We start from the raw sequence: 21,210 nt of genomic DNA, 5'->3' as shown, positions 1-21,210 counted from the left end.
CGTCAGGTCCAGAGCACCTCGCGCGCCCACAACGGCACCAGGTCGCCGGCCCGGCCCTGCCGGGACTCGTGGAAGAAGTGGCTGCCCTCGCTGGGCTCGAGGTTGAGCTCGAGGGTGCGGGCGCCGTGGCGCCGGGCGTGCTGGACGAACCCGGCGGCCGGGTAGACCGCGCCGGAGGTGCCGATGGACACGAAGATGCTGGCCTCCGAGAGGGCGTCGGCGATCCGGTCCATCTCGTAGGGCACCTCGCCGAACCAGACGACGTCGGGCCGCAGCTCGTGGGCGCCGCAGCCGGGACAGGCCGGCTCGTCGAGGAGGGTGCCGGTCCACGGGGAGGCGACCCCGCAGGAGCGGCACAGCGCCTTGAGCAGCTCACCGTGCATGTGGATCACGTTGCGCGACCCGGCGCGCTCGTGCAGGTCGTCGATGTTCTGGGTGACCACGAGCAGGCCGGTGCCGAGGGTCTCCTCGAGCTCGGCCAGGGCGTGGTGGGCGGCATTGGGCTCGACGGTCTCCAGCGCGGCGCGGCGCTCGTCGTAGAACCGCTGCACCGTCGCCCGGTCCCGCTCGAAACCCTCCGGCGTCGCGACGTCCTCGACGCGGTGCCCCTCCCACAGCCCGTCGGCGTCGCGGAAGGTCGGCACCCCGCTCTCGGCGGAGATGCCGGCACCGGTCAGGACGACGATCTGAGGCACGTCGGGAGGCTACCCGCCCGTGCCGTGACCAGCGTCACCCGTCCACGAGTTCGGGGCGCAGGACACTGGCCCGGGTCGCGCGAGCCAGCCAGTCGGCGTACTTCCTGGGGGTCCAGCCGCGCTGCCGCACCAGGAGGTCGTACGGCGCCGGGTCGGTCATCAGCCACAGCAGGTCCGCCGCGGCCGGTACGCCGAGCCCGCGGCGCAGGCCGCGCAGGTCGTGCAGCTGGCGGGCCATCATCGTCATGCCGAACAGCCGCTGCCGCCGCACGTCCTCGAGCAGCGCGACGGCGTCGGGATCACCGGACGCCGCGGCGGCCTCGACGGCCAGCGCGATCGGCGCGACCCGCGGCATGGTCTCGGCGAGATGGGCGGCATACCCGTCGATGACCTCGACCGGGTCGGTCGAGGCACGCAGCCGCTGGATGACCGGTCGCTCCATCATCGGGACGTCCTCGTCGTCGCCGGCGACCGCCCAGTCGAACGCGAGCTTGACCAGCACGACCTTGCCGCCGACGGCGGTGAACACGGTCTTGCGACTCACCCCGGCGGCCCTCGCGACATCGTCGATCGTGGTCGCGGCGTACCCGTGGGCGGCGAACAGCTCGCCCGCGGCCGCGACGATCCGCTGCCGGGTGGCGCGGGCCTGCTCGGCACGCAGGTCGGACGAGTAGGACCTCTTGCCGGTCTCAGTCATTGGAGTTACTCTCGATGTAACGAATACGTCTCGGGTCACCACAATACAGGGGGTAGCCATGAAGATGACGATCGTGGGCGCCGGCCCGTCGGGAACGACGGCAGCGCTGCTGCTGGCCCGAGCCGGTCATCAGGTGACGCTGGTCGACCGCGACCCCGGGCCGCGCGCGGACGGGACCTGGGACCGGGTCGGCGTCATGCAGTTCCGCCTGCCGCAGGGCCTGCGTGGGCCCGGCCGGCTGTTCCTCGAGTCGCGTCTGCCCGACGTGCACCAGGCGCTGCTCGACGCCGGGGCGGCGTACGGCGCGGTGCCGCACGGGGCACCGCCGTTCACCGCCGGCCTGCACCTGCGCCGGTCGACGATGGAGCGGGTGCTGTGGTCGTGCGCGGACCGCGAGCCCGGGATCATGCGGCGGACCGGCCACGTCGATGCCCTGGTGCGCGCGGGCGACCGGGTCACGGGCGTCGTCGTCGACGGCGAGCTGGTGCGCTCCGACCTCGTCGTCGACGCGGGCGGCAAGGCCGGCCACCTCGGCCAGCACCTGCGCCCGCAGGCACAGGAGACGGCGGCACCGTTCGCGTACGTCGCCCGCGAGTACCGGCTGCTGCCCGGGGCCGGGCCGGGCCCGGTCGAGCCCGGCCCGGGCCTCGCGATCCCCCACGACGGCTTCATGGAGATGGTCTTCGTCCAGGACGCCGGCACCTTCCAGACACTCGTCGTCCGTCGCGCCGAGGACCACGAGCTCGCCCTGCTGCGGGAGGAGGCGGCCCATGACGTCGCCTCGGCGATGCTCCCCGGCATCGCGACGTGGACCGCTCCCGACCGCGCCGAGCCGATCGGGCCGGTGCGCGCCGGCGCCGGCCTGGTCAACCGCTTCCACCGCCAGCCGTCGTCCGCGACCGGCCTGCTCGCCATCGGCGACGCCCTGCTCGTCACCAACCCGATGGCCGCGCGCGGCCTCAGCCTCGGCATGGCGGCGGCCGGAAGGCTCGCCGACGTCGTCGGCAGCCTCCCGGACACCGAGTGGGCCGGCGCGATGGACGCGTGGGCGGAGGCCGAGCTGCTGCCCTGGTACGACGACCACTGCGCCGTCGACGCGACCATGCATGCCCGCTGGCGCCATGAGCCCGTCGCCGCCGACGGCCCCGTCGGCTGGGACGTCATCGCCGACGCGGCGCACGACCACCCGGACTGGATGCCGGTGATCGGTCCTTACTTCGGGATGTTCGCATTGCCGACCGTCCTCGAGCCGGTGCGCGAGCAGGTCCGCGCGCAGCTGCGCGAAGGCTGGCAGCCGCGGGTCCCCGGAGGGGTCACGCGCGACGAGCTCGCGGACGCCGTTCGGAGTGCGGTGGCGGTGCCGGCCTGAGCCTGACTCCTACGCGAGGTAGACCTTCCGCAGCCGGGTGCGGATCGTCCACTCGGTCCGCTCCCCCTCGTGCAGCCGCACGATGGCCCCGGGCACCAGCTCCACCTCGCTGCCGTCCTCGAAGCGCACCGTGCCCTCGCCCTCGAGTACGACGAACAACTCGTCGGCCTCGACGTCGCGGACCACACCGGGCGTGATCTCCCAGATCCCCAGCTCGACCTCCTTGAAGGTGCCGAGCTCGACGACCCCGACGCTCGGCGTACCGGACACGACGCCGTCGGCGGGCTCGTGCTCGACGGCGAGCGCGGTCGCGTCGACGAGGCGGGCGATGGGGAGGTCGGGGACGGTCACGAGTCGAACCCCAGTCCGAGGGCGTCGAGGGTACGCAGCCAGGCGTTGCGGCGGCCGCCGCGGTGATCGGCCCGGTCGAGCGCCCAGCGCGTGGTCTGGATGCCGATCGAGGCGACCGGCTCCGGCGGGAAGGGCATCGGCATCCGGCGCACCATGTCGAGGCGGGTGCGTTCGGTGTCGAGGCCGGCGAGGCGGTCGAGCATCACCTCGGCCGCGAACCGGGACGCCCCCACCCCGAGGCCGGTGAATCCGGCGGTGTGGGCGACCCGGCCGTTCATGGCCCTTCCGTGGAAGGCGCAGAACCGCGTCGAGGTGTCGATCGCGCCGGCCCACCGGTGGCCGAAGCGCAGGCCCTCCAGCTGCGGGAAGGTGGTCAGGAAGTGCTCGGCGAGGCGGCGGTAGGTCTCCGGGCGGTGCTCGTAGGACGGCCGGACCTTGCGCCCGTAGTGGTAGATCGCGTCGTACCCGCCCCACAGGATGCGGTTGTCGCGGCTGAGCCGGTAGTAGTGGAACTGGTTGGCCAGGTCGCCGACGCCCTGGCGGCCCTCCCAGCCGATCGAGGCGAGCTGTTCGGCGCTCAGCGGCTCGGTCATCAGGGCGTAGTCGTAGACCGGCACGGTGTGCATGCGGTAGCGCGCGAGCAGGCTCGGGAAGACGTTGGTGGCCAGCGCGACCCGACGGGCGCGGACGGTGCCGGTCGTGGTCGTCACCGTGACCGGCCCTTGCCGGCCGTCGCCGGAGATGCCCGTCGCGCGGGTGCCCTCGAAGATCTCGACCCCCAGGTCGGTGGCCACGCGGGCCAGCTCCTGCGCCAGCTTGGCCGGGTGGACCAGCGCGACGTCGGGGTCGAGCACGCCGGCGAGGTACGTCGGGCTGGCGACCAGCCTGCGCAGCGCGTCCGCCTCGATGACCTCCGCACCGCTGGCCCGCAGGTCCTCGACCTGGTGCGGCTCGATCGCCACGTCCAGCTCGCCGGTGCGCTCGTAGTCGCAGTCCATGGCGTACTCGCCGACGGTGGCCTCGATGGCGTCCAGGTTGGCGATCCCGAGCCGCTCCAGCTCGTCGTACTGACCGGGCCAGCGGGACCGGCCGTTCTCCTCGCCGTGGGTGATGCTCGCGGCACAGAAGCCGCCGTTGCGGCCCGACGCCGCCCAGCCGATCCGGGCGGCCTCGAGGAGCACGACCCGACGGCCGGGCTCGCGCTGCTTGGCGACCACGGCCGTCCAGAGGCCGGTGTAGCCGCCGCCGACCACCAGCAGGTCGGTGTCGATCGCGCTCCTCAGCTGCGGATGGTCGGCTCGGCCGGGCAGGTCCTCGATCCAGAAGCAGGCGTCGCGCACGCCGGCGAGCGCGTGGTCGACGGCGGCGGCGTCGACGGCGGTGCGCGAGAAGACGGTCCCGGGGCGGGAGGAACGGACGGGCATGGGCAGTACCGTGAGTGATTAATCCATTAACCACAAGGGGTTCCGCAGATGAGGCCGACCGCCCTCGACGTCGCCCGCGCCGCCGGGGTGTCCGTGGCGACGGTGTCCAACGCCCTCAACGACACCGGCCGCGCCTCGGCCGCGACCCGGACCCGGGTGCGCGAAGTGGCCGCGTCGATGGGCTACCGGCCCAATGCCGCTGGCCGCACCCTGCGCACGGGCCGCACCGGCGTCCTGGCCCTGGCGGTCACCACCTTCGGCGAGCAGACCTGGAACTTCGCCGAGGTCGCCTATTACGCCCAGATGGTCGCCGCCGCCACGTCCGCGGCGCACGCCCACGGCTACGCCCTCACCGTGCTGCCCGCCAGCCTCGACGTCGACGGCTGGCACGCGGTGTCGGCCGACGGCGTGGTCCTGCTCGACTCCCCCGAGGGCGATCCCGCGGCCGAGGTGCTGCGTGCCCGCGGCATCCCGATCGCCTTCGACGGCCAGCCCCACCAGCTCGGCCCCCGCGACTCCTGGGTCGACAACGACCACGCCGCGACCATGGCGAAGGTGCTCGGCCACCTGCGCGAGCAGGGCGCCCGGCGGATCGCGCTGCTCGCGCAGAACACCTCCGACCACTACACGCGCGACTGCGTGGCGGCGTACCGCGCCCAGGTGCGCACGCCCCGGATCGCCCTGCTCGACAGCACCGACCCGGTCGGTCGCGCCGAGGCCGAGCGCCTGCTCCGCGAGGGCGCCGACGCGGTCTACGGGCTGCTCGACGACAGCGGACGCGGCGTCCTCGCCGCCGCCGACGCCCTCGGGCTCCGGGTGCCCGACGACGTGCTCGTCGTCACCGCGAGCGAGGACCCGACGTACGCCTCCACGTCGCCGCCCATCAGCACCGTCTCCCTGCGCCCCGCCGACACGATCACCGCCGCGGTCGACGCACTGGCCGCGACGCTGGCCGGCGCCCCTCCCACGGTCCGCGCCGACCTCGCGACCGACCTGGTGGTCCGGGCGTCCTCGACGCGACGGCCCTCAGCCGGTCGCGGTGGGCGACTCAGGTCGTGAGCCCCCGCTCGGCGCGCCGGCCATGAACGCGGTGATCGCCGCCCGGTCGCCCTCGGAGACGCCACCCCAGCCCGGCTCGTAGCCGACCAGCTCGCGCAAGGAGAGGGTCTCGCGCTGCGCGAACAGGATCTCGATGTCACCGGCGTCGATGAGGCCCGGGTGCACGACCCCGCACGTCTCGCTGACCTTCAGCAGGTCGCGACGCAGCGTCTTCACGTAGTTGGCGTACCGAACCGACTTGAGGGCGGGGTCGAGGCCGTGGGCCAGCCAACGGTTCTGCGTCGCCACCCCGGTGGGACAGGTGTCGGTGTGGCACTTCTGTGCCTGGATGCAGCCGATCGACAGCATCGCCTCCCGCCCGACGTTGACCATGTCGCACCCGAGCGCGAGAGCGACGACGGCGTTGTCGGGAAGGCCCAGCTTGCCCGACCCGACGAAGGTCACGTCGTCGGCGAGACCGGCACGCGCGAACGCGGCGTACACCCGCGGGAAGCCGAAGCGGAACGGCAGCGACACCGAGTCGCTGAAGATCATCGGCGCGGCGCCGGTGCCGCCCTCTCCGCCGTCGACGGTCACGAAGTCGACTCCCCTGCCGGTGCTGCCCATCTGGGCGACGAGGTCCTCCCAGAAGTCCATCACTCCGACCGCTGCCTTGATGCCGACCGGGAGCCCCGTCTCGGCGGCGATCAGCTCGATCCAGTCCAGCAGGCTGTCGACGTCGGAGAACTCGGCGTGCCGCGAGGGGCTCACGCAGTCCTTGCCCTGTTCGATCCCGCGGATCTCCGCGATCTCCGCCGTCACCTTCGCCCCGGGCAGGAGGCCGCCGAGTCCGGGCTTCGCTCCCTGGCTGAGCTTGACCTCGATCGCCCGTACGGGCGCACCGGCCACGACGTCCTTGAGCCGCTGCAGGTCGAAACGGCCGCGGCTGTCGCGACAGCCGAAGTAGCCGGTGCCGATCTGCAGCACGAGCTCACCGCCGTTGCGGTGGTACGGCGACAGCCCGCCCTCCCCGGTGTTGTGCAGACATCCGGCCAGGGCCGCGCCGCGGTTGAGGGCCTCGATGGCGGTGTGCGACAGCGAGCCGAAGCTCATCGCCGAGATGTTGACCAGCGACTCCGGCCGGAAGGCGGCCGGACGCCCGCGGGCCGCGCCGAGCACCTTCGCCGACGGCAGCGGTGTCTCCTCTCCCGCGTGGGTGTGGGAGGGCGGCGCGGTGTCGCCGAAGGTGCGGTGCTTGATGATCGTGTAGCCCTCGGTGTGCTCGACGTCGTTGTCGGTGCCGAAGCCGAAGTAGTTGTTCTCCAGCTTCGACGAGGCGTAGATCCAGCGCCGTTGGTCGCGGGAGAACGGTCGCTCCTCGTCGTTGCCCGCGACGACGTACTGCCGCAGCTCAGGACCGATCGCCTCCAGCAGGTAGCGCGCGTGGCCGAGGACCGGGAAGTTGCGCAGCAGCGCGTGCTTGCGCTGCCTGAGGTCACGAGCCGCCACCCCAGCCACCCCGGCGACCACCGCGGCCGGGATCGCCCATCCGCTGGCCTTCATGGGCATGCGCTACCCGGGACGGAGCCTGCCAGCCTCTGCGGCAGAATCCAGGCGTGCAGCTGCGCCACGTCACCGGCTCGATCGCGGACTTCCACGCCCGGGTGATCCCGGACGACCTCGCCGAGGCGGAGGTGTGGTCCTTCGAGCCCTCCGCCCCGGCACTGGTCCTCGGCAGCGCCCAGGACCACACGACCGCCTCGGCGGAGGCGACGGCCGCCGCTCACATCGACGTCGTACGACGACGCAGCGGCGGCGGCGCGGTCCACGTCGACCCTGCGCGGTCGGTCTGGATCGACGTCGTGGTGCCGCGCCACGACGAGCGGTGGAGCGACGACGTGCGGGAGTCGGTGTACTGGCTCGGCGAGGCGTGGCAGCGGGCGCTGGCGCGCCTGGGGATCGACTCCGAGCTGTACCGCGGCGGGCTCGAGCAGACGCCGTGGGGTCGGCTGGTCTGCTTCGCGGCGCTCGGCCCGGGCGAGGTGCTCGTCGGCGGCCGCAAGCTGGTCGGCATCTCCCAGCGCCGCACCAAGGCCGGAGCGCGGTTCCAGTGCATCGCCTACGACCGCTGGGACCCGTACGACGTCCTCGACCTGCTCGACCTGACGACTCCCGACCGGGCGGCCGCCGGCGCGGACCTGGTCGACCGGGCCACCGGGGTGGGCGACCGCCTGGCCGAGCTGCGCGCCGCGATCCTGAACGAGCTCACCTGAGGTCGGGCCGGGTTCTCTCGGCGCCCCATACGAATTGGCTGCGAATTCGCACGGCACGCGACCAGAACGTAGGGGGCGCCGGAGAACCCGACACCGTGGACCTGGCCGGAGAACCCATGCGCTGAGAACATGGGTTCATGGAGCTGGACACCATCCGCGCATTCCTTGCCGTGGCCGACGGCAGTACCGTGACCGAGACGGCCGAGCAGGTGCACCGCACCCAGCCCGCCGTGTCCCGCGCACTGGCCCGGCTCGAGCGCGAGGTGGGCACGCCGCTGTTCCAGCGGGTCGGGCGCGGCCTGGTGCTGACGCCGGCCGGCCGAGAGCTGGCCCTCCATGCGCGGGAGACGATCGAGTCCTACGAGCGCGGGGTGCGCTCGGTGCAGGACATCACCGCGCCGGACGGGGGCTTCGTGCCCGTCGCCTTCCTGCACACGCTCGGCACCTGGCTGGTGCCCGAGCTGATCCGCGAGTTCCGCGCCAAGCGGCCCCAGGTGCGCTTCGACCTGCGCCAGCACGGCGACGAGGGGCTGATCGACGACCTGCTCGGCGGCGCGGTCGACCTCGCCATCACCGGCGACCGGCCGGACCTGCCCCAGCTGGAGAGCCGGCGGCTGTTCCTCGAGCCGCTGCGGCTCGTCGTACCACCCGACCACTGGCTCGCCCGTCGCCGTACGGCTCGCCTCGAGGACGTCCGGGACGAGCAGTTCATCGTGCTCAAGCCCGGCTTCAGCCTGCGCACGGTCACCGAGGACCTGTGCGCCGAGGTCGGCTTCGCACCGCGGATCGGGTTCGAGGGCGAGGAGGTCGAGACCCTGCGCGGCCTGGTCTCGGCGGGCCTCGGTGTCGCGCTGCTGCCCGAGCCGCGCGGTGGCGCGTCCCCGGCCGCACCCTCGATCCGGGTCAAGGACGTGCGCGCCTCGCGCGAGATCGGGCTGGCCTGGGTCCGCGACCGCAGCCTGCCGCCGGCGTCGGCGCACTTCCGCGAGCACGTGCTTCGGACGAGCCGGAAGATCCATGTTGCTGATGCATAGATCAACCGAGAACTAGGCATTGGACGCATTCCAGCCGGGATCGGAGGATGGTGACGGCCATCACCACCGACCCGAGGACCTCCGTTGACCGACATCGATCCTGCCGAGACCCAGGAGTGGCGCGACGCGCTCGCGGCCGTCCTGGAGTTCGAGGGCGAGGCGCGCACGAAGTACCTGCTCGACCAGGTGCTCGAGGAGGCCCAGCGCCTCGGGTCCCGCGTGCCGTTCGTGGCGACCACGCCGTACGTCAACACCGTCCCGGCCGACGACGAGCCGACCCATCCCGGTGACCGCGCGGTCGAGCACCGGATCCGCTCCGCGATCCGCTGGAACGCGCTCGCCATGGTGCTGCGCGCCAACAAGGACTCCACCGAGCTCGGCGGCCACCTCGCCAGCTTCCAGTCCGCCGCGACCCTGTACGACGTCGGCTTCCAGCACTTCTGGCACGCCCCGACCGAGAAGCACGGCGGCGACCTCGTCTACGTCCAGGGCCACCTCTCCCCCGGCATCTACGCCCGCGCCTTCCTCGAGGGCCGGCTCACCGAGGCGCAGCTCGACAGCTTCCGCCAGGAGACCGGCGGCAACGGCCTGTCGTCGTACCCGCACCCCTGGCTGATGCCCGACTTCTGGCAGTTCCCGACCGTCTCGATGGGCCTCGGCCCGCTGATGGCGATCTACCAGGCGCGCTTCCTCAAGTACCTCCACGCCCGGGGCCTCGCCGACACCGCGGGCCGCAAGGTCTGGGCCTTCCTCGGCGACGGCGAGACCGACGAGCCCGAGTCGCTCGGCGCGATCTCGATGGCTGCGCGGGAGAAGCTCGACAACCTCGTCTTCGTCGTCAACTGCAACCTGCAGCGCCTCGACGGCCCGGTGCGCGGCAACGGCAAGATCATCCAGGAGCTCGAGGGCGTCTTCCGCGGCGCCGGCTGGAACGTCATCAAGGTGATCTGGGGTTCCGGCTGGGACGAGCTGCTCGCCAAGGACACCACCGGCGCGCTGAAGCGACGGATGATGGAGTGCGTCGACGGCGAGTACCAGACCTTCAAGTCCAAGGACGGCGCCTACGTCCGCGAGCACTTCTTCGGTGTCGACCCCGAGCTGGCGCAGATGGTGGCCGGCTGGAGCGACGACGAGATCTGGCGGCTCACCCGCGGCGGTCACGACCCGCAGAAGGTGTACGCCGCCTACGCGGCCGCGAACGCCCACACCGGCACGCCCACCGTGATCCTGGCCAAGACGGTCAAGGGCTACGGCCTCGGCTCGGCGGGCGAGGGCATGAACATCAGCCACCAGGCCAAGAAGGTCGCCGAGCCCGCCCTGCGCGCCTTCCGCGACCGGTTCTCCATCCCGATCGCCGACGAGCAGCTCCTCGACCTGCCCTACCTCTCCTTCCCGGAGGGGTCGGAGGAGCACGCCTACCTGCACGCGCGGCGCAAGGAGCTCGGCGGCTACCTGCCCGAGCGCCGTCGTACGTCGACCGCGCTGAACGTGCCCGGTGTCGAGGCCCTCGGCCAGACCGGCGGCTCCAACGGTCGCGCCATCTCGACGACCATGGCGTTCGTCCAGATCCTGACCAAGCTGCTGCGGGACAAGGAGATCGGGAAGCGGGTCGTCCCGATCGTGCCCGACGAGGCGCGCACCTTCGGCATGGAGGGCCTGTTCCGGCAGGTCGGGATCTTCTCGCAGAGCGGGCAGCTCTACACGCCCGAGGACGCCGACCAGCTGATGTTCTACAAGGAGGACGCCAGCGGCCAGATCCTCCAGGAGGGCATCAACGAGGCCGGCGCGATGTCGTCGTGGATCGCCGCCGCGACGTCGTACTCCAGCAACGACACCGCGATGATCCCGTTCTACATCTACTACTCGATGTTCGGGTTCCAGCGGATCGGCGACCTCGCCTGGGCCGCCGGCGACATGCGCGCCCGCGGCTTCCTGCTCGGCGGCACCGCCGGCCGGACCACGCTCAACGGCGAGGGCCTCCAGCACGAGGACGGGCACAGCCACCTGCAGGCCGCGATGATCCCCAACTGCGTCGCCTACGACCCGACGTACGCCTACGAGCTGGCGGTCATCGTCGCCGACGGCCTGCGCCGGATGTACGCCGAGCAGGAGGACGTCTTCTACTACCTGACCCTGATGAACGAGAACTACGAGCACCCGCCGATGCCCGAGGGCGCCGCCGACGGGATCCTCAAGGGGATGTACCTCCTGCAGCCCGGAAAGGGCCGCGGCGCCGCCAAGGTCGACCTGCTCGGCTCGGGCACCATCCTGCGCGAGGTGATCGCCGCCGCCGAGCTGCTCGCCAAGGACTTCAAGGTCAAGGCGAACGTCTGGAGCGTGCCGAGCTTCACCGAGCTGCGGCGCGACGGCCTGGCTGTCGAGCGGTGGAACACCCTGCACCCGCTGGAGGAGGCGCGGACGTCGTACGTCGCGCAGTGCCTCGGCTCCGCGTCGGGGACCGTCGTGGCCGCGACCGACTACATGAAGGCGTACGCCGACCAGATCCGCGGGTTCGTGCCCGGCAGCTACACCGCACTGGGCACCGACGGCTTCGGCCGCTCCGACTACCGGCGCAACCTGCGCCGGCACTTCGAGGTGGACCGGCACTTCATCGCCGTCACCGCCCTGCGCCGCCTGGCCGACGAAGGCGTCGTCACCCCCGACGTCGTCGCCGAGGCGATCGAGAAGTACGGCATCGACCCCGACCGGGCCGACCCGGCCCACGCGTGAGGACAGCAAGCATGGACATTCAGGTTCCGGACATCGGCGACTTCTCCGACGTACCCGTCATCGAGGTGCTCGTCGCTCCCGGCGCCGTCGTGCGCGCCGAGGACCCGCTCATCACCCTGGAGACCGACAAGGCCACCATGGAGGTGCCCTCCCCCGTCGACGGCACCATCGTGTCGGTCTCGGTGAAGGTGGGCGACACGGTCAGCCAGGGCACCGTGATCGCGGTCGCGGAGACGGCTGTCGCGGAGGCCGCGCCTGCCGCTCCGGAGGTCGAGGAGGTTGCGCAGCAACCGTCACGAGACCCCGGAACCTCCGCCGACGGTCCCAGCACCACCTCACCGGGTCTCGTGACGGGCGCTAGCGCGCCCTCCTCGACCTCCGGGGACGGCCTGCGGGCCACGCCGCTGGTACGACGCCTCGCCCGCGAGCTCGACATCGACCTCACCACGGTGAGCGGCAGCGGCCCGAAGGGCCGGGTCACCAAGCAGGACCTGCTCACCCACTACGACCGCGCCGTCGCACCCGCGGCCGGCGGATCCCCCGCAGGTGCGGGGATCCCGTCCGTCCCCGAGGTCGACTTCTCGAAGTTCGGCCCGGTGCGCCGCGTCCCCCTCTCACGGATCAAGAAGATCTCCGGCCCGCACCTGCAGCGGTCCTGGCTCAACGTCCCCCACGTCACGCACTCCGACGAGGCCGACATCACCGACCTCGACGCCTACCGCCGCGAGCTCGACGAGGCCGCGAAGGCCGACGGCTACCGGGTCACCCTGCTCAGCTTCCTGCTCAAGGCCGCGGCCGCGACGCTGCGGAAGTACCCCGAGGTCAACAGCTCGCTGTCCGGCGAGGAGCTCGTACTCAAGGACTACGTGCACGTCGGCGTCGCCGTCGACACCCCCGACGGCCTGGTCGTCCCGGTCGTGCGCGACGTCGACCGCAAGGGCATCCTCGAGATCAGCCGCGACCTCGCCGACCTCTCGTCCCGGGCCCGCGACGGCAAGCTGACCGCGACCGACATGCAGGGCGCGACGTTCACGATCAGCAGCCTCGGGGGCATCGGCGGCACCGCGTTCACGCCGATCGTCAACGCACCCGAGGTGGCCATCCTCGGCGTCGTACGCTCGAAGATGGCACCGGTCTGGGACGGCGAGACCTTCGTCCCCCGGCTGATGCTCCCGCTGTGCCTCTCCTACGACCACCGGGTGATCGACGGCGCGCTGGCTGCCCGGTTCACCGCGCACCTCGCCCACCTGGCCGCCGACGTACGCCGCCTCTCGCTCTAGATCCCGCAGGAGTCCCGATGTTCTCGAAGGTCCTGGTCGCCAACCGTGGCGAGATCGCGATCCGTGCCTTCCGTGCGGCCTACGAGCTGGGGGCGGCGACGGTCGCCGTGTTCCCCCACGAGGACCGGGGCTCCGAGCACCGGTTGAAGGCCGACGAGGCCTACGAGATCGGCGAGCGCGGGCACCCGGTGCGGTCCTACCTCGATCCCGAGGCGATCGTGGCGGCGGCGGTGGCCTGTGGGGCGGACGCGATCTACCCGGGCTACGGCTTCCTGTCGGAGAACCCGGCGCTGGCCGAGGCGTGTACGGCGGCCGGCATCACCTTCGTCGGTCCCTCGGCCGAGGTGCTGACCCTGACCGGCAACAAGGCGCGGGCGATCGCGGCCGCCAGGGCGGCCGGCGTACCGACGCTGCAGAGCGTGGACCCGTCGACCGACGTCGACGCCCTGCTCGCGGCGGCCGAGGCGATCCCGGCCCCGCTGTTCGTCAAGGCGGTCGCCGGTGGCGGCGGGCGAGGCATGCGCCGCGTCGACGACCGGGCCCAGCTGCGCGAGGCGATCGAGACCTGCATGCGCGAGGCCGAGGGCGCGTTCGGCGACCCAACTGTCTTCATCGAGCAGGCGGTGGTCGACCCGCGGCACATCGAGGTGCAGATCCTGGCCGACGGCGCCGGCGAGGTGATCCACCTCTTCGAGCGCGACTGCTCGGTGCAGCGGCGGCACCAGAAGGTCGTCGAGATCGCCCCGGCGCCCGGCCTCGATCCGGAGCTGCGGGAGCGGATGTGCGCCGACGCGGTGCGCTTCGCCCGTGAGATCGGCTACTCGTGCGCCGGCACCGTGGAGTTCCTGCTCGACCCGGCCGGCAACTACGTGTTCATCGAGATGAACCCGCGGATCCAGGTCGAGCACACGGTGACCGAGGAGGTCACCGACGTCGACCTGGTCCAGGCCCAGCTGCGGATCGCGTCCGGCGAGACCCTCGCCGACCTCGGGCTCGCCCAGGACTCCGTGCGGTTGCGAGGTGCCGCGCTGCAGTGCCGGATCACGACCGAGGACCCCGCCAACGGGTTCCGTCCCGACACCGGCACCATCACGGCGTACCGCTCACCGGGTGGGGCGGGCGTGCGGATCGACGGCGGCACCACCTTCACCGGCGCCGAGGTCAGCCCGCACTTCGACTCGATGCTCGCCAAGCTCACCTGCCGCGGCCGGACCTTCGAGGACGCCGTCGCCCGCGCGCGGCGCGCGGTGGCGGAGTTCCGGATCCGTGGTGTGGCCACGAACATCCCGTTCCTGCAGGCACTGCTCGACGATCCCGACTTCGCGGCCGCCTCCACCGGCGCCGTGACGACGTCGTTCATCGAGACCCACCCGCAGCTGCTGACCGCCCGCGCGTCGGGCGACCGCGGCACCCGGCTGCTCACCTACCTGGCCGACGTGACGGTCAACCAGCCGCACGGTGGCATCCCCGTCTCGGTCGCCCCGGTCGCGAAGCTCCCTTCTCTCGACGTCGCGGCCGCCGTGCCGGACGGGTCGCGGCAGCGGCTGCTCGCCGTCGGCCCGGATGCCTTCGCCGCGGAGCTGCGCGCCCGGACCGGCGTGGCCGTCACCGACACGACCTTCCGCGACGCCCACCAGTCACTGCTCGCCACGCGCGTGCGGACCCACGACCTGGTCGGCGTGGCCGGGCACGTGGCCCGGATGACGCCCGAGCTGTGGTCGTTGGAGTGCTGGGGCGGGGCGACGTACGACGTCGCGCTGCGCTTCCTCTCCGAGGACCCCTGGGACCGGCTGGCCAAGCTGCGCGCGGCCGTGCCGAACATCTGCCTGCAGATGCTGCTGCGCGGGCGCAACACGGTCGGCTACACGCCGTACCCCACCGCCGTGACGGACGCCTTCGTCGAGGAGGCCGCCGCCACCGGCATCGACGTGTTCCGGATCTTCGACGCGCTCAACGACGTCGAGCAGATGCGGCCCGCGATCGACGCGGTGCGCGCCACCGGGACCGCGGTCGCCGAGGTCGCGCTCTGCTACACCGGCGACCTCTCGTCGCCGGGCGAGGACCTGTACACGCTCGACTACTACCTGCGCCTGGCGGAGAGGATCGTCGACGCCGGCGCGCACGTGCTGGCGATCAAGGACATGGCCGGGCTGCTCCGCGCCCCGGCCGCGACCACCCTGGTGACCGCGCTGCGCGAGCGGTTCGACCTGCCGGTGCACCTGCACACCCACGACACCGCCGGCGGCCAGCTCGCCACCCTCACCGCCGCGATCGCGGCCGGGGTGGACGCCGTCGACGCCGCGACCGCGTCGATGGCCGGCACCACCTCCCAGCCGCCGCTGTCCTCGCTGGTCGCGGCCACCGACCACTCGGAGCGCTCCACGGGGCTCTCGTTGGCAGCCGTCAACGCACTGGAGCCCTACTGGGAGGCGGTCCGCCGCCTCTACGCGCCCTTCGAGTCCGGCCTGCCTGCCCCGACCGGGCGCGTGTACCGCCACGAGATCCCCGGCGGCCAGCTCTCCAACCTGCGCCAGCAGGCCATCGCGCTCGGCCTCGGCGAGAAGTTCGAGCAGGTCGAGGACATGTACGCCGCCGCCAACGACATCCTCGGCCGCGTCCCCAAGGTCACCCCGTCCTCCAAGGTGATCGGCGACCTGGCCCTCGCCCTCGTGGCCAACTCCATCAACAGCGGCGCGGACCCCATCCAGACAGCAGAGGCGTTCGCGGCCGACCCGTCGTCGTACGACATCCCGGCGTCGGTCATCGGGTTCCTCCACGGCGAGCTCGGCGACCCGCCGGGCGGCTGGCCCGAGCCCTTCCGCTCCCGCGCGATCGAGGGCCGCCCCTGGACCCCGCCCGCCGAGGAGCTGTCGCCCGAGGCAGAGGCGGGGCTGGTCTCCGACCGGCGCGGGACGCTGAACGAGCTGCTCTTCCCCGGCCCGACGCGTGAGTACGCCGAGGCGCGGGCCCGCTGGGGCGACCTGTCCGTCGTACCGACGGCCGAGTTCCTCTACGGCCTCCAGCCCGACACCGAGCACGCCGTCGACATCGACGAGGGCAAGCGTGTCCTCGTCGAGCTCGAGGCGATCGGCGAGCCCGACGAGCGCGGCTACCGCACCGTCCTGGCCCGCCTCAACGGCCAGATCCGCCCGATCTCCGTGCGCGACCGCTCCGTGTCCGCCGAGGTCGCCGCCGCCGAGAAGGCCGACCCCGCGAAGCCCGGCCACGTCGCCGCCCCGTTCCAGGGCGTCGTCACCGTCACCGTCGCCGAGGGCGACGAGGTCGCGGCCGGCGACACCGTCGCCACCATCGAGGCGATGAAGATGGAGGCCTCGATCACCGCGCCGGTGGGCGGTGTCGTCGAGCGGCTCGCGATCCGCGGGACGAACCCCGTCGACGGCGGGGACCTGGTGCTCGAGCTGGGGTGACGCGTAGTAGCCAGCCGTCGGTGGATCGGGCTGGGTCGCCTAGCCTCGGCTCATGAGCGACATCGACACCGTCGTGGTCGGGGCGGGGGTCGCGGGCCTGACCGCGGCCCGGCTGCTGGCCGCCGCCGGCCAGCGCGTGGTCGTGCTCGAGGCCCGCGACCGGGTCGGCGGACGGACCCACTCGCAGCGGAGCGACGGTCTCGTGACGGACCTCGGTGCCTCGTGGATCCACGGCATCGATGACAACCCGCTGTTCGCCGCGGTCCGAGCGTTCGGCATGCCGACCGTGGAGCTCACGGTCGGCAGCTACCAGCCCGACAGCCGCCCGATCGCCTACTACGACCCCGAAGGCGTCCGTCTCGACCAGGCGCAGGTGGACCGGTTCGCCGCCGACGTCCACGCCTTCGACGAGCGACTCGCCACGGCGGTCGCGGCCTCGAGCCACGGCACGTCGTACGAGACCGTGGTCGAGACGACGCTGGCGGAGCTGGCGTGGCCGGCCGATCGTCGAGAGCGCGTGCGCGAGTTCCTGCGGCACCGCACCGAGGAGCAGTACGGCGTGTGGATCGGCGACCTCGATGCGCACGGCCTCGACGACGACCAGGTCGAGGGCGACGAGGTCGTCTTCCCCGACGGCTTCGACGCCCTCGCCGGGCGCCTGGCCGAGGGTGTCGACGTGCGTCTCGAGCAGGTGGTGACCCGGTTGCGGTGGAGCACGGACGGCGTCGTCGTCCGCTGCGGCGACCGCGACCTGGCTGCCCACCGGGCGATCGTGACCGTCCCGGTCGGGGTGCTGAAGGCCGGGGCACTCGTCATCGAGCCGCCCCTGCCCGATCCCCTGGCCGGCGCCCTCGACCGGCTCGAGATGAACCACTTCGAGAAGGTGTTCCTGAGCTTCCGCGAGCGGTTCTGGGCGCCCGACGTCTACGCGATCCGCCGCCAGGGACCGGCCGCCGCCTGGTGGCACTCCTGGTACGACCTCACCCCGCTGCACGGCGTGCCGACCCTGCTGACGTTCGCGGCAGGTCCGTGCGCGCAGGCGATCCGCGGCTGGACCGACGAGGCGATCACCGCATCCGTGCTCGCTGCGCTGCGCGAGATCCACCCCCACGCCGACATCACCCCCGCGGCGGTCGAGGTGACCCGCTGGCGCGACGACCCCTTCGCCCTCGGGTCCTACGCCTACATGACCGTCGGCTCCACGACCGAGGACCACGACGTGCTCGCCACACCCGTCGGCGGCGTCCTGCACCTGGCCGGCGAGGCGACCTGGACCGAGGACCCGGCAACGGTCACCGCCGCCCTCCGGTCGGGACACCGCGCTGCCGAGAACGTGCTCGGTCGGTCGGTGGCGATCGAGACGCTCTGGGCGGCGGTCGTGGACCGATCCGCCGCCCAGGCGAGTCGAGTCACGCGAGCAGCGCGTTGACCGACTTCTGCTCGGTGTAGGCGTCGATCGCCGAGGCGCCGAGCTCGCGGCCCCAGCCGGACTGCTTGTAGCCACCGAAGGGCATCGCGGCGTCGAAGGCGTTGTGGCAGTTGATCCAGACCGTGCCCGCCTTGATCTGGCGGGCGGTGCGGTGCGCCTTGGTGACGTCCCGGGTCCAGACGGAGGCCGCCAGTCCGTACGGCGTGTCGTTGGCCGCCGCGGCCACGCCCTGCTCCGCGTTGAACGGGGTCGCGACGACGACCGGGCCGAAGATCTCCTCGCGGTAGACGCTGAACGAGGAGTCGACGTCGACCAGGACGGTGGGCTCGACGTAGTAGCCGGTGTCGCCGTGCCGGCGGCCGCCGGTCAGCGCCCGGGCGCCGTCGCGCAGCCCGGCGTCGACGTACCCGAGGACCCGGTCGAGCTGGGTCTGCGAGACGAGGGGGCCGACCTCGCTGGTGGGGTCGAGGCCGGGACCGAGCTTGCTGGCGGCAGCGACCTCGGCGACGCCCTGGGTGAACTCCTCGAAGATCTTGTCCTCGACGAGCAGCCGGGTCCCGCTGGTGCAGGTCTGGCCGTGGTTGAACAGGAAGCCCGAGGCGGTGCCCGGGATCGCGAGGTCGAGGTTCGCGTCGGCGTACACGACCTGGGGGCTCTTGCCGCCGAGCTCGAGGCTGACCTTCTTCAGGTTGCCCTTGGCGGCGTCGACGATCAGCTTGCCGACCTCGGTCGAGCCGGTGAACGCGATCTTGTCGACATCGTCGTGGGCGGCCAGCGCGGCCCCGGCCTCGCCGTACCCGGTCACGACGTTGAAGACGCCGTCCGGCAGGCCGCACTCGGCCATGATCTCGGCGAGACGGAGAGCGGTCAGCGGGGTGTCCTCCGCCGGCTTGAGGACCACCGTGTTGCCGCAGGTGAGTGCGACCGGGATCTTGAAGGCGGCCATCAGGAGCGGGAAGTTCCACGGCACGATCGCGCCGCAGACGCCGACGGGCTCGCGCAGGGTGTAGGCGTGCCACTGGGTGCCGGGCGCCCACGGGACCGAGACGGGGATGGTGCGGCCCTCGATCTTGGTGGCCCAGCCGGCGTAGTACTGGAACAGCTCGGCGACCCAGGTGACGTCGACGGCCTGCGCGACACCGGCTGACTTGCCGTTGTCGAGCGCCTCGAGCTGGGCGAGCTCCTCGGCGTGCTCGTAGATCGCCTCGCCGATGCGGAACAGCAGCCGCTGGCGCTGGGCCGGCGTCCACAGCGCCCACTCGCCCTCGAAGGCCCGGCGGGCGGCGCGGACGGCGCGGTCGACGTCCTCCGCCTCGCCGCGCGCGACCTCGGTGAGCACCTGGCCGGTGGCCGGGTCGCGGGTCTCGAAGGTGCGGCCGGAGGCGGCGTCGGTCCACGCCCCGCCGATGAACAGGCCCTTGGGACGCGACAGCCACTCGCGTACCTGCGGTAGCACGGCGGTGTCGGTGGGGACGAGCAGGTCGGTCATGTTTCCTCCGTCAGGGGTGGTCGATCGTGCGGTGCGAGCGTCGTCCGCCCCGCCGCACGGCGGTGTTCAGCTTCTGGACATTCCGCGTCAGCCTCAGCCTGAATGCAGGCTCAGGGCGCCAGCAGCCGATCCAGCACGACCGGCAGCTCCGCGAGCGCGTCGAGCGAGGCCATCCGCGCTCCGGCCTCGCGGGCGAACCGCCGGGCCTCGTCGTCGTCCGACGCCGGCGCGACGACCAGCAGCTCGTCGAGTCCGCGCGCGGCCGGGATCGGGTCCACGTCGTCGGTGACCCGGCAGTCCGAGAGCAGCAGCGTGATCCGGCGCCGGGCCCGGGCGCCGGACAGCTGATCGCGCGCCGCCCGCAGCGCTGCGTCGAGCGAGGTCATCCCGTGGCCACGCAGCCCGAGGACCCGTTCGACCGTACGGCGGGCCGGGCTCGCCGTACCGAGCGCGACGACCGTCTCTGCCCGGCGGTCGAAGGCCACCACCGCGAACTCACCACCGGACTCGGCCGACCTGAGGGCGCAGGCAGCGGCAGCCATGGCCGCGGTCGCGAGCCGCCGGCCGTCCATCGAACCGGAGCGGTCGACGAGCAGGCACAGCGCGCTCGCCGGCCTCTCCCACACCGACGCGGTCAGCTCGTCGAGGGCCGGCGGGCGTCCCTCGCCGCGGGCCACGGCGACCGCCTCCAAGGAGGCGTCGAGGTCGAGGTCGCCCCCGCGGTCGGCGCGGGTCGGCCGCAGCCGGCCGGCACCGATCCGGCCGTGCGGACCGCTGCGTGCCCGCTCGATGACCAGCCGCGGCACGAGCGCCTGGACCCGCGCCCGCAGGGCGGGGTCGGTGGCGCGACTCATCAGCGCGAGCAGCGGCAGCACGTCGTCCGGGTCCTCGGCGACGGCCGCCTCGACGGCCGCCACGTCGAGCTCGCCGACCTCCGGCGAGAGCTCCTCGAACCGCGGGTTGCGCGCCAGCTCGCAGCGGCCGTTCGTGCGCTCGGGCCGCCCACGGCGCGAGGTCGCCGGGGGCGGCGGGGAGGTGCCCGCCCCGACCGGGGGCGGGCTCAGGCTTCCCCCGGGCGCGGCTCCTCCGCAGCGTCGCCTCCGGAGGAGGGCGGCGGTCCGAAGTGCGTGGTGTAGAGCTCGGTGATGATCTCCTCGGGCCGCCGGGTGGACGCCTCGTCGACGCGTACCCGCCCGCTCAGCGCGACCAGGGCCGCGTCGAGCCCGGCCTGCCAGTCGTCCTCGGCGACGTCCCGCGCCCGGGTCAGCTGGTGGTTGATCCCCGCCAGGTCGATGGTCCCGCGCACCGACGAGCCGACGCGGAGCTCGGGGTGCTCGCGGGTCGCCCGCACCAGCGCGACCGCGCGGTCGCGCCAGTCGTCCGAGGGGACCGGTGCCCGCTGGGCGACGATCCGCGCCTCGGCACCGGCGGACTGGTAGCCCATCGCGATCCGGCAGGTCCGGTCGTAGACGGCCGAGGAGACGCGGGCGGTGCCGACGGCGTCGTACGGGTTCATCGCCGCGACGACCGCGAAGCCCGGCGCCGCACGGACCAGGCCGAGCCGAGGTACGACGATCTCCCGCTCCGACATCACGGTGAGCAGGGTGTTGAGGGTCTCCTCGGGCACCCGGTTGAGCTCCTCGACGTACAGCAGGCCGCCCTCGCGCATCGCCGTGAGCAGCGGCCCGTCGACGAAGACGTCGGGCTGGTAGCCCCGGCTGAGCACCAGGGCGGGGTCGAAGTGGCCGACCAGCCGGGCCGGGGTCAGCTCGGCGTTGCCCTCGACGAGGGCGAACGAGCGGTCCCGGCCGGCGGCGACCCGGCGCAGGAGGGTGGTCTTGCCGGTGCCGGGAGGCCCCTCGAGGACGACGTGGGCGCCACTGGCCAACGCCGCCTCGAGGAGCTCGGTCTCCCGTGCCCGGTCGACGACCCCGAGGGCCGCGAGCTCCGACAGCACAGCAGTCATCAGCCCT

16 protein-coding genes are annotated in these 21,210 nt (G+C 72.8%); 8 read left to right on the top strand and 8 right to left on the bottom strand.

What is annotated here, in order from left to right:
• Positions 1–2: 2 nt before the first annotated feature.
• Both FBY23_RS04315 and FBY23_RS04310 read right to left on the bottom strand, forming a co-directional pair.
• Positions 3–695, bottom strand: coding sequence for an NAD-dependent deacylase (locus FBY23_RS04315; protein ID WP_141797024.1), 693 nt, complete (start codon positions 693–695; stop codon positions 3–5).
• A 34-nt stretch (positions 696–729) separates the two neighbouring features.
• The gene (locus tag FBY23_RS04310; RefSeq protein ID WP_141797023.1) at positions 730–1,392 is read right to left on the bottom strand and encodes a TetR/AcrR family transcriptional regulator; all 663 of its coding nucleotides are present in this window, start codon (positions 1,390–1,392) and stop codon (positions 730–732) included.
• A gap of 58 nt (positions 1,393–1,450) precedes the next feature.
• Between FBY23_RS04310 and FBY23_RS04305 the strand changes: the two genes are divergently transcribed.
• Positions 1,451–2,761, top strand: coding sequence for an FAD-dependent oxidoreductase (locus FBY23_RS04305; protein ID WP_141797022.1), 1,311 nt, complete (start codon positions 1,451–1,453; stop codon positions 2,759–2,761).
• 9 nt (positions 2,762–2,770) lie between these two features.
• Here FBY23_RS04305 and FBY23_RS04300 read toward each other — a convergent pair whose 3' ends face one another.
• Positions 2,771–3,112 (bottom strand): cupin domain-containing protein, encoded by a 342-nt coding sequence (locus FBY23_RS04300; protein ID WP_260805736.1) that lies wholly within the window; start codon positions 3,110–3,112, stop codon positions 2,771–2,773.
• Entirely contained in the window at positions 3,109–4,536 is a 1,428-nt protein-coding gene (locus FBY23_RS04295) for an FAD-binding oxidoreductase (RefSeq protein ID WP_141797021.1), read from the bottom strand. Before FBY23_RS04295 ends, FBY23_RS04300 begins: the two co-directional genes overlap by 4 nt.
• 48 nt (positions 4,537–4,584) lie before the next feature.
• Here FBY23_RS04295 and FBY23_RS04290 point away from each other — a divergent pair, with 48 nt between their 5' ends.
• On the top strand, positions 4,585–5,595 hold the full coding sequence (locus FBY23_RS04290; RefSeq protein WP_141797020.1) for a LacI family DNA-binding transcriptional regulator: 1,011 nt from the start codon (positions 4,585–4,587) through the stop codon (positions 5,593–5,595).
• On the opposite strand, the gene FBY23_RS04285 is transcribed toward FBY23_RS04290, so the two are convergent.
• The gene (locus tag FBY23_RS04285) at positions 5,563–7,137 is read right to left on the bottom strand and encodes an FMN-binding glutamate synthase family protein (RefSeq protein ID WP_141797019.1); all 1,575 of its coding nucleotides are present in this window, start codon (positions 7,135–7,137) and stop codon (positions 5,563–5,565) included. The genes FBY23_RS04290 and FBY23_RS04285 overlap by 33 nt on opposite strands.
• A 53-nt stretch (positions 7,138–7,190) precedes the next feature.
• On the opposite strand from FBY23_RS04285, the gene FBY23_RS04280 reads away from it, so the two are divergent.
• The 6 genes from FBY23_RS04280 to FBY23_RS04255 all read left to right on the top strand — a co-directional run bounded on the left by FBY23_RS04280 (position 7,191) and on the right by FBY23_RS04255 (position 17,748).
• On the top strand, positions 7,191–7,847 hold the full coding sequence (locus FBY23_RS04280; RefSeq protein ID WP_160158154.1) for a lipoyl protein ligase domain-containing protein: 657 nt from the start codon (positions 7,191–7,193) through the stop codon (positions 7,845–7,847).
• A gap of 137 nt (positions 7,848–7,984) precedes the next feature.
• Positions 7,985–8,881 (top strand): LysR family transcriptional regulator, encoded by an 897-nt coding sequence (locus FBY23_RS04275; RefSeq protein ID WP_141797017.1) that lies wholly within the window; start codon positions 7,985–7,987, stop codon positions 8,879–8,881.
• Positions 8,882–8,965: 84 nt separating this feature from the next.
• Positions 8,966–11,611, top strand: coding sequence for a pyruvate dehydrogenase (acetyl-transferring), homodimeric type (aceE, locus tag FBY23_RS04270; protein ID WP_141797016.1), 2,646 nt, complete (start codon positions 8,966–8,968; stop codon positions 11,609–11,611).
• 11 nt (positions 11,612–11,622) lie between these two features.
• Positions 11,623–12,891: a 2-oxo acid dehydrogenase subunit E2 gene (locus FBY23_RS04265; protein WP_141797015.1), complete on the top strand. Its 1,269-nt coding sequence runs from the start codon at positions 11,623–11,625 to the stop codon at positions 12,889–12,891.
• Between the two features lie 17 nt (positions 12,892–12,908).
• Positions 12,909–16,319: a pyruvate carboxylase gene (locus FBY23_RS04260; protein WP_141797014.1), complete on the top strand. Its 3,411-nt coding sequence runs from the start codon at positions 12,909–12,911 to the stop codon at positions 16,317–16,319.
• A 52-nt stretch (positions 16,320–16,371) separates the two neighbouring features.
• Positions 16,372–17,748, top strand: coding sequence for an NAD(P)/FAD-dependent oxidoreductase (locus FBY23_RS04255; RefSeq protein WP_141797013.1), 1,377 nt, complete (start codon positions 16,372–16,374; stop codon positions 17,746–17,748).
• On the opposite strand, the gene FBY23_RS04250 is transcribed toward FBY23_RS04255, so the two are convergent.
• The 3 genes from FBY23_RS04250 to FBY23_RS04240 form a co-directional block, all read right to left on the bottom strand.
• Positions 17,729–19,237 carry an aldehyde dehydrogenase family protein gene (locus FBY23_RS04250; protein WP_141797012.1) on the bottom strand — a complete coding sequence of 503 codons (1,509 nt, stop codon included), beginning with the start codon at positions 19,235–19,237 and terminating at the stop codon, positions 17,729–17,731. The genes FBY23_RS04255 and FBY23_RS04250 overlap by 20 nt on opposite strands.
• Before the next feature lie 110 nt (positions 19,238–19,347).
• Positions 19,348–20,154: a VWA domain-containing protein gene (locus tag FBY23_RS04245; protein WP_222117721.1), complete on the bottom strand. Its 807-nt coding sequence runs from the start codon at positions 20,152–20,154 to the stop codon at positions 19,348–19,350.
• Between the two features lie 143 nt (positions 20,155–20,297).
• Positions 20,298–21,203: a MoxR family ATPase gene (locus FBY23_RS04240; RefSeq protein WP_141797011.1), complete on the bottom strand. Its 906-nt coding sequence runs from the start codon at positions 21,201–21,203 to the stop codon at positions 20,298–20,300.
• Positions 21,204–21,210: the final 7 nt, after the last annotated feature.

Origin of the sequence: Nocardioides sp. SLBN-35, assembly GCF_006715725.1 — a bacterium.
Classification (GTDB): domain Bacteria; phylum Actinomycetota; class Actinomycetes; order Propionibacteriales; family Nocardioidaceae; genus Nocardioides.
The sequence above is the reverse complement of the archived record's forward strand: the minus strand, read 5'-3'. Positions and strand labels throughout refer to the sequence as shown.

Coding starts and splice junctions, on each gene's coding strand:
- FBY23_RS04310 (WP_141797023.1), bottom strand. CDS start 1,392: ATGACTGAGACCGGCAAGAGGTCCTACTCGTCCGACCTGCGTGCCGAG.
- FBY23_RS04305 (WP_141797022.1), top strand. CDS start 1,451: ATGAAGATGACGATCGTGGGCGCCGGCCCGTCGGGAACGACGGCAGCG.
- FBY23_RS04295 (WP_141797021.1), bottom strand. CDS start 4,536: ATGCCCGTCCGTTCCTCCCGCCCCGGGACCGTCTTCTCGCGCACCGCC.
- FBY23_RS04290 (WP_141797020.1), top strand. CDS start 4,585: ATGAGGCCGACCGCCCTCGACGTCGCCCGCGCCGCCGGGGTGTCCGTG.
- FBY23_RS04285 (WP_141797019.1), bottom strand. CDS start 7,137: ATGAAGGCCAGCGGATGGGCGATCCCGGCCGCGGTGGTCGCCGGGGTG.
- FBY23_RS04275 (WP_141797017.1), top strand. CDS start 7,985: ATGGAGCTGGACACCATCCGCGCATTCCTTGCCGTGGCCGACGGCAGT.
- FBY23_RS04265 (WP_141797015.1), top strand. CDS start 11,623: ATGGACATTCAGGTTCCGGACATCGGCGACTTCTCCGACGTACCCGTC.
- FBY23_RS04260 (WP_141797014.1), top strand. CDS start 12,909: ATGTTCTCGAAGGTCCTGGTCGCCAACCGTGGCGAGATCGCGATCCGT.
- FBY23_RS04255 (WP_141797013.1), top strand. CDS start 16,372: ATGAGCGACATCGACACCGTCGTGGTCGGGGCGGGGGTCGCGGGCCTG.
- FBY23_RS04250 (WP_141797012.1), bottom strand. CDS start 19,237: ATGACCGACCTGCTCGTCCCCACCGACACCGCCGTGCTACCGCAGGTA.
- FBY23_RS04240 (WP_141797011.1), bottom strand. CDS start 21,203: ATGACTGCTGTGCTGTCGGAGCTCGCGGCCCTCGGGGTCGTCGACCGG.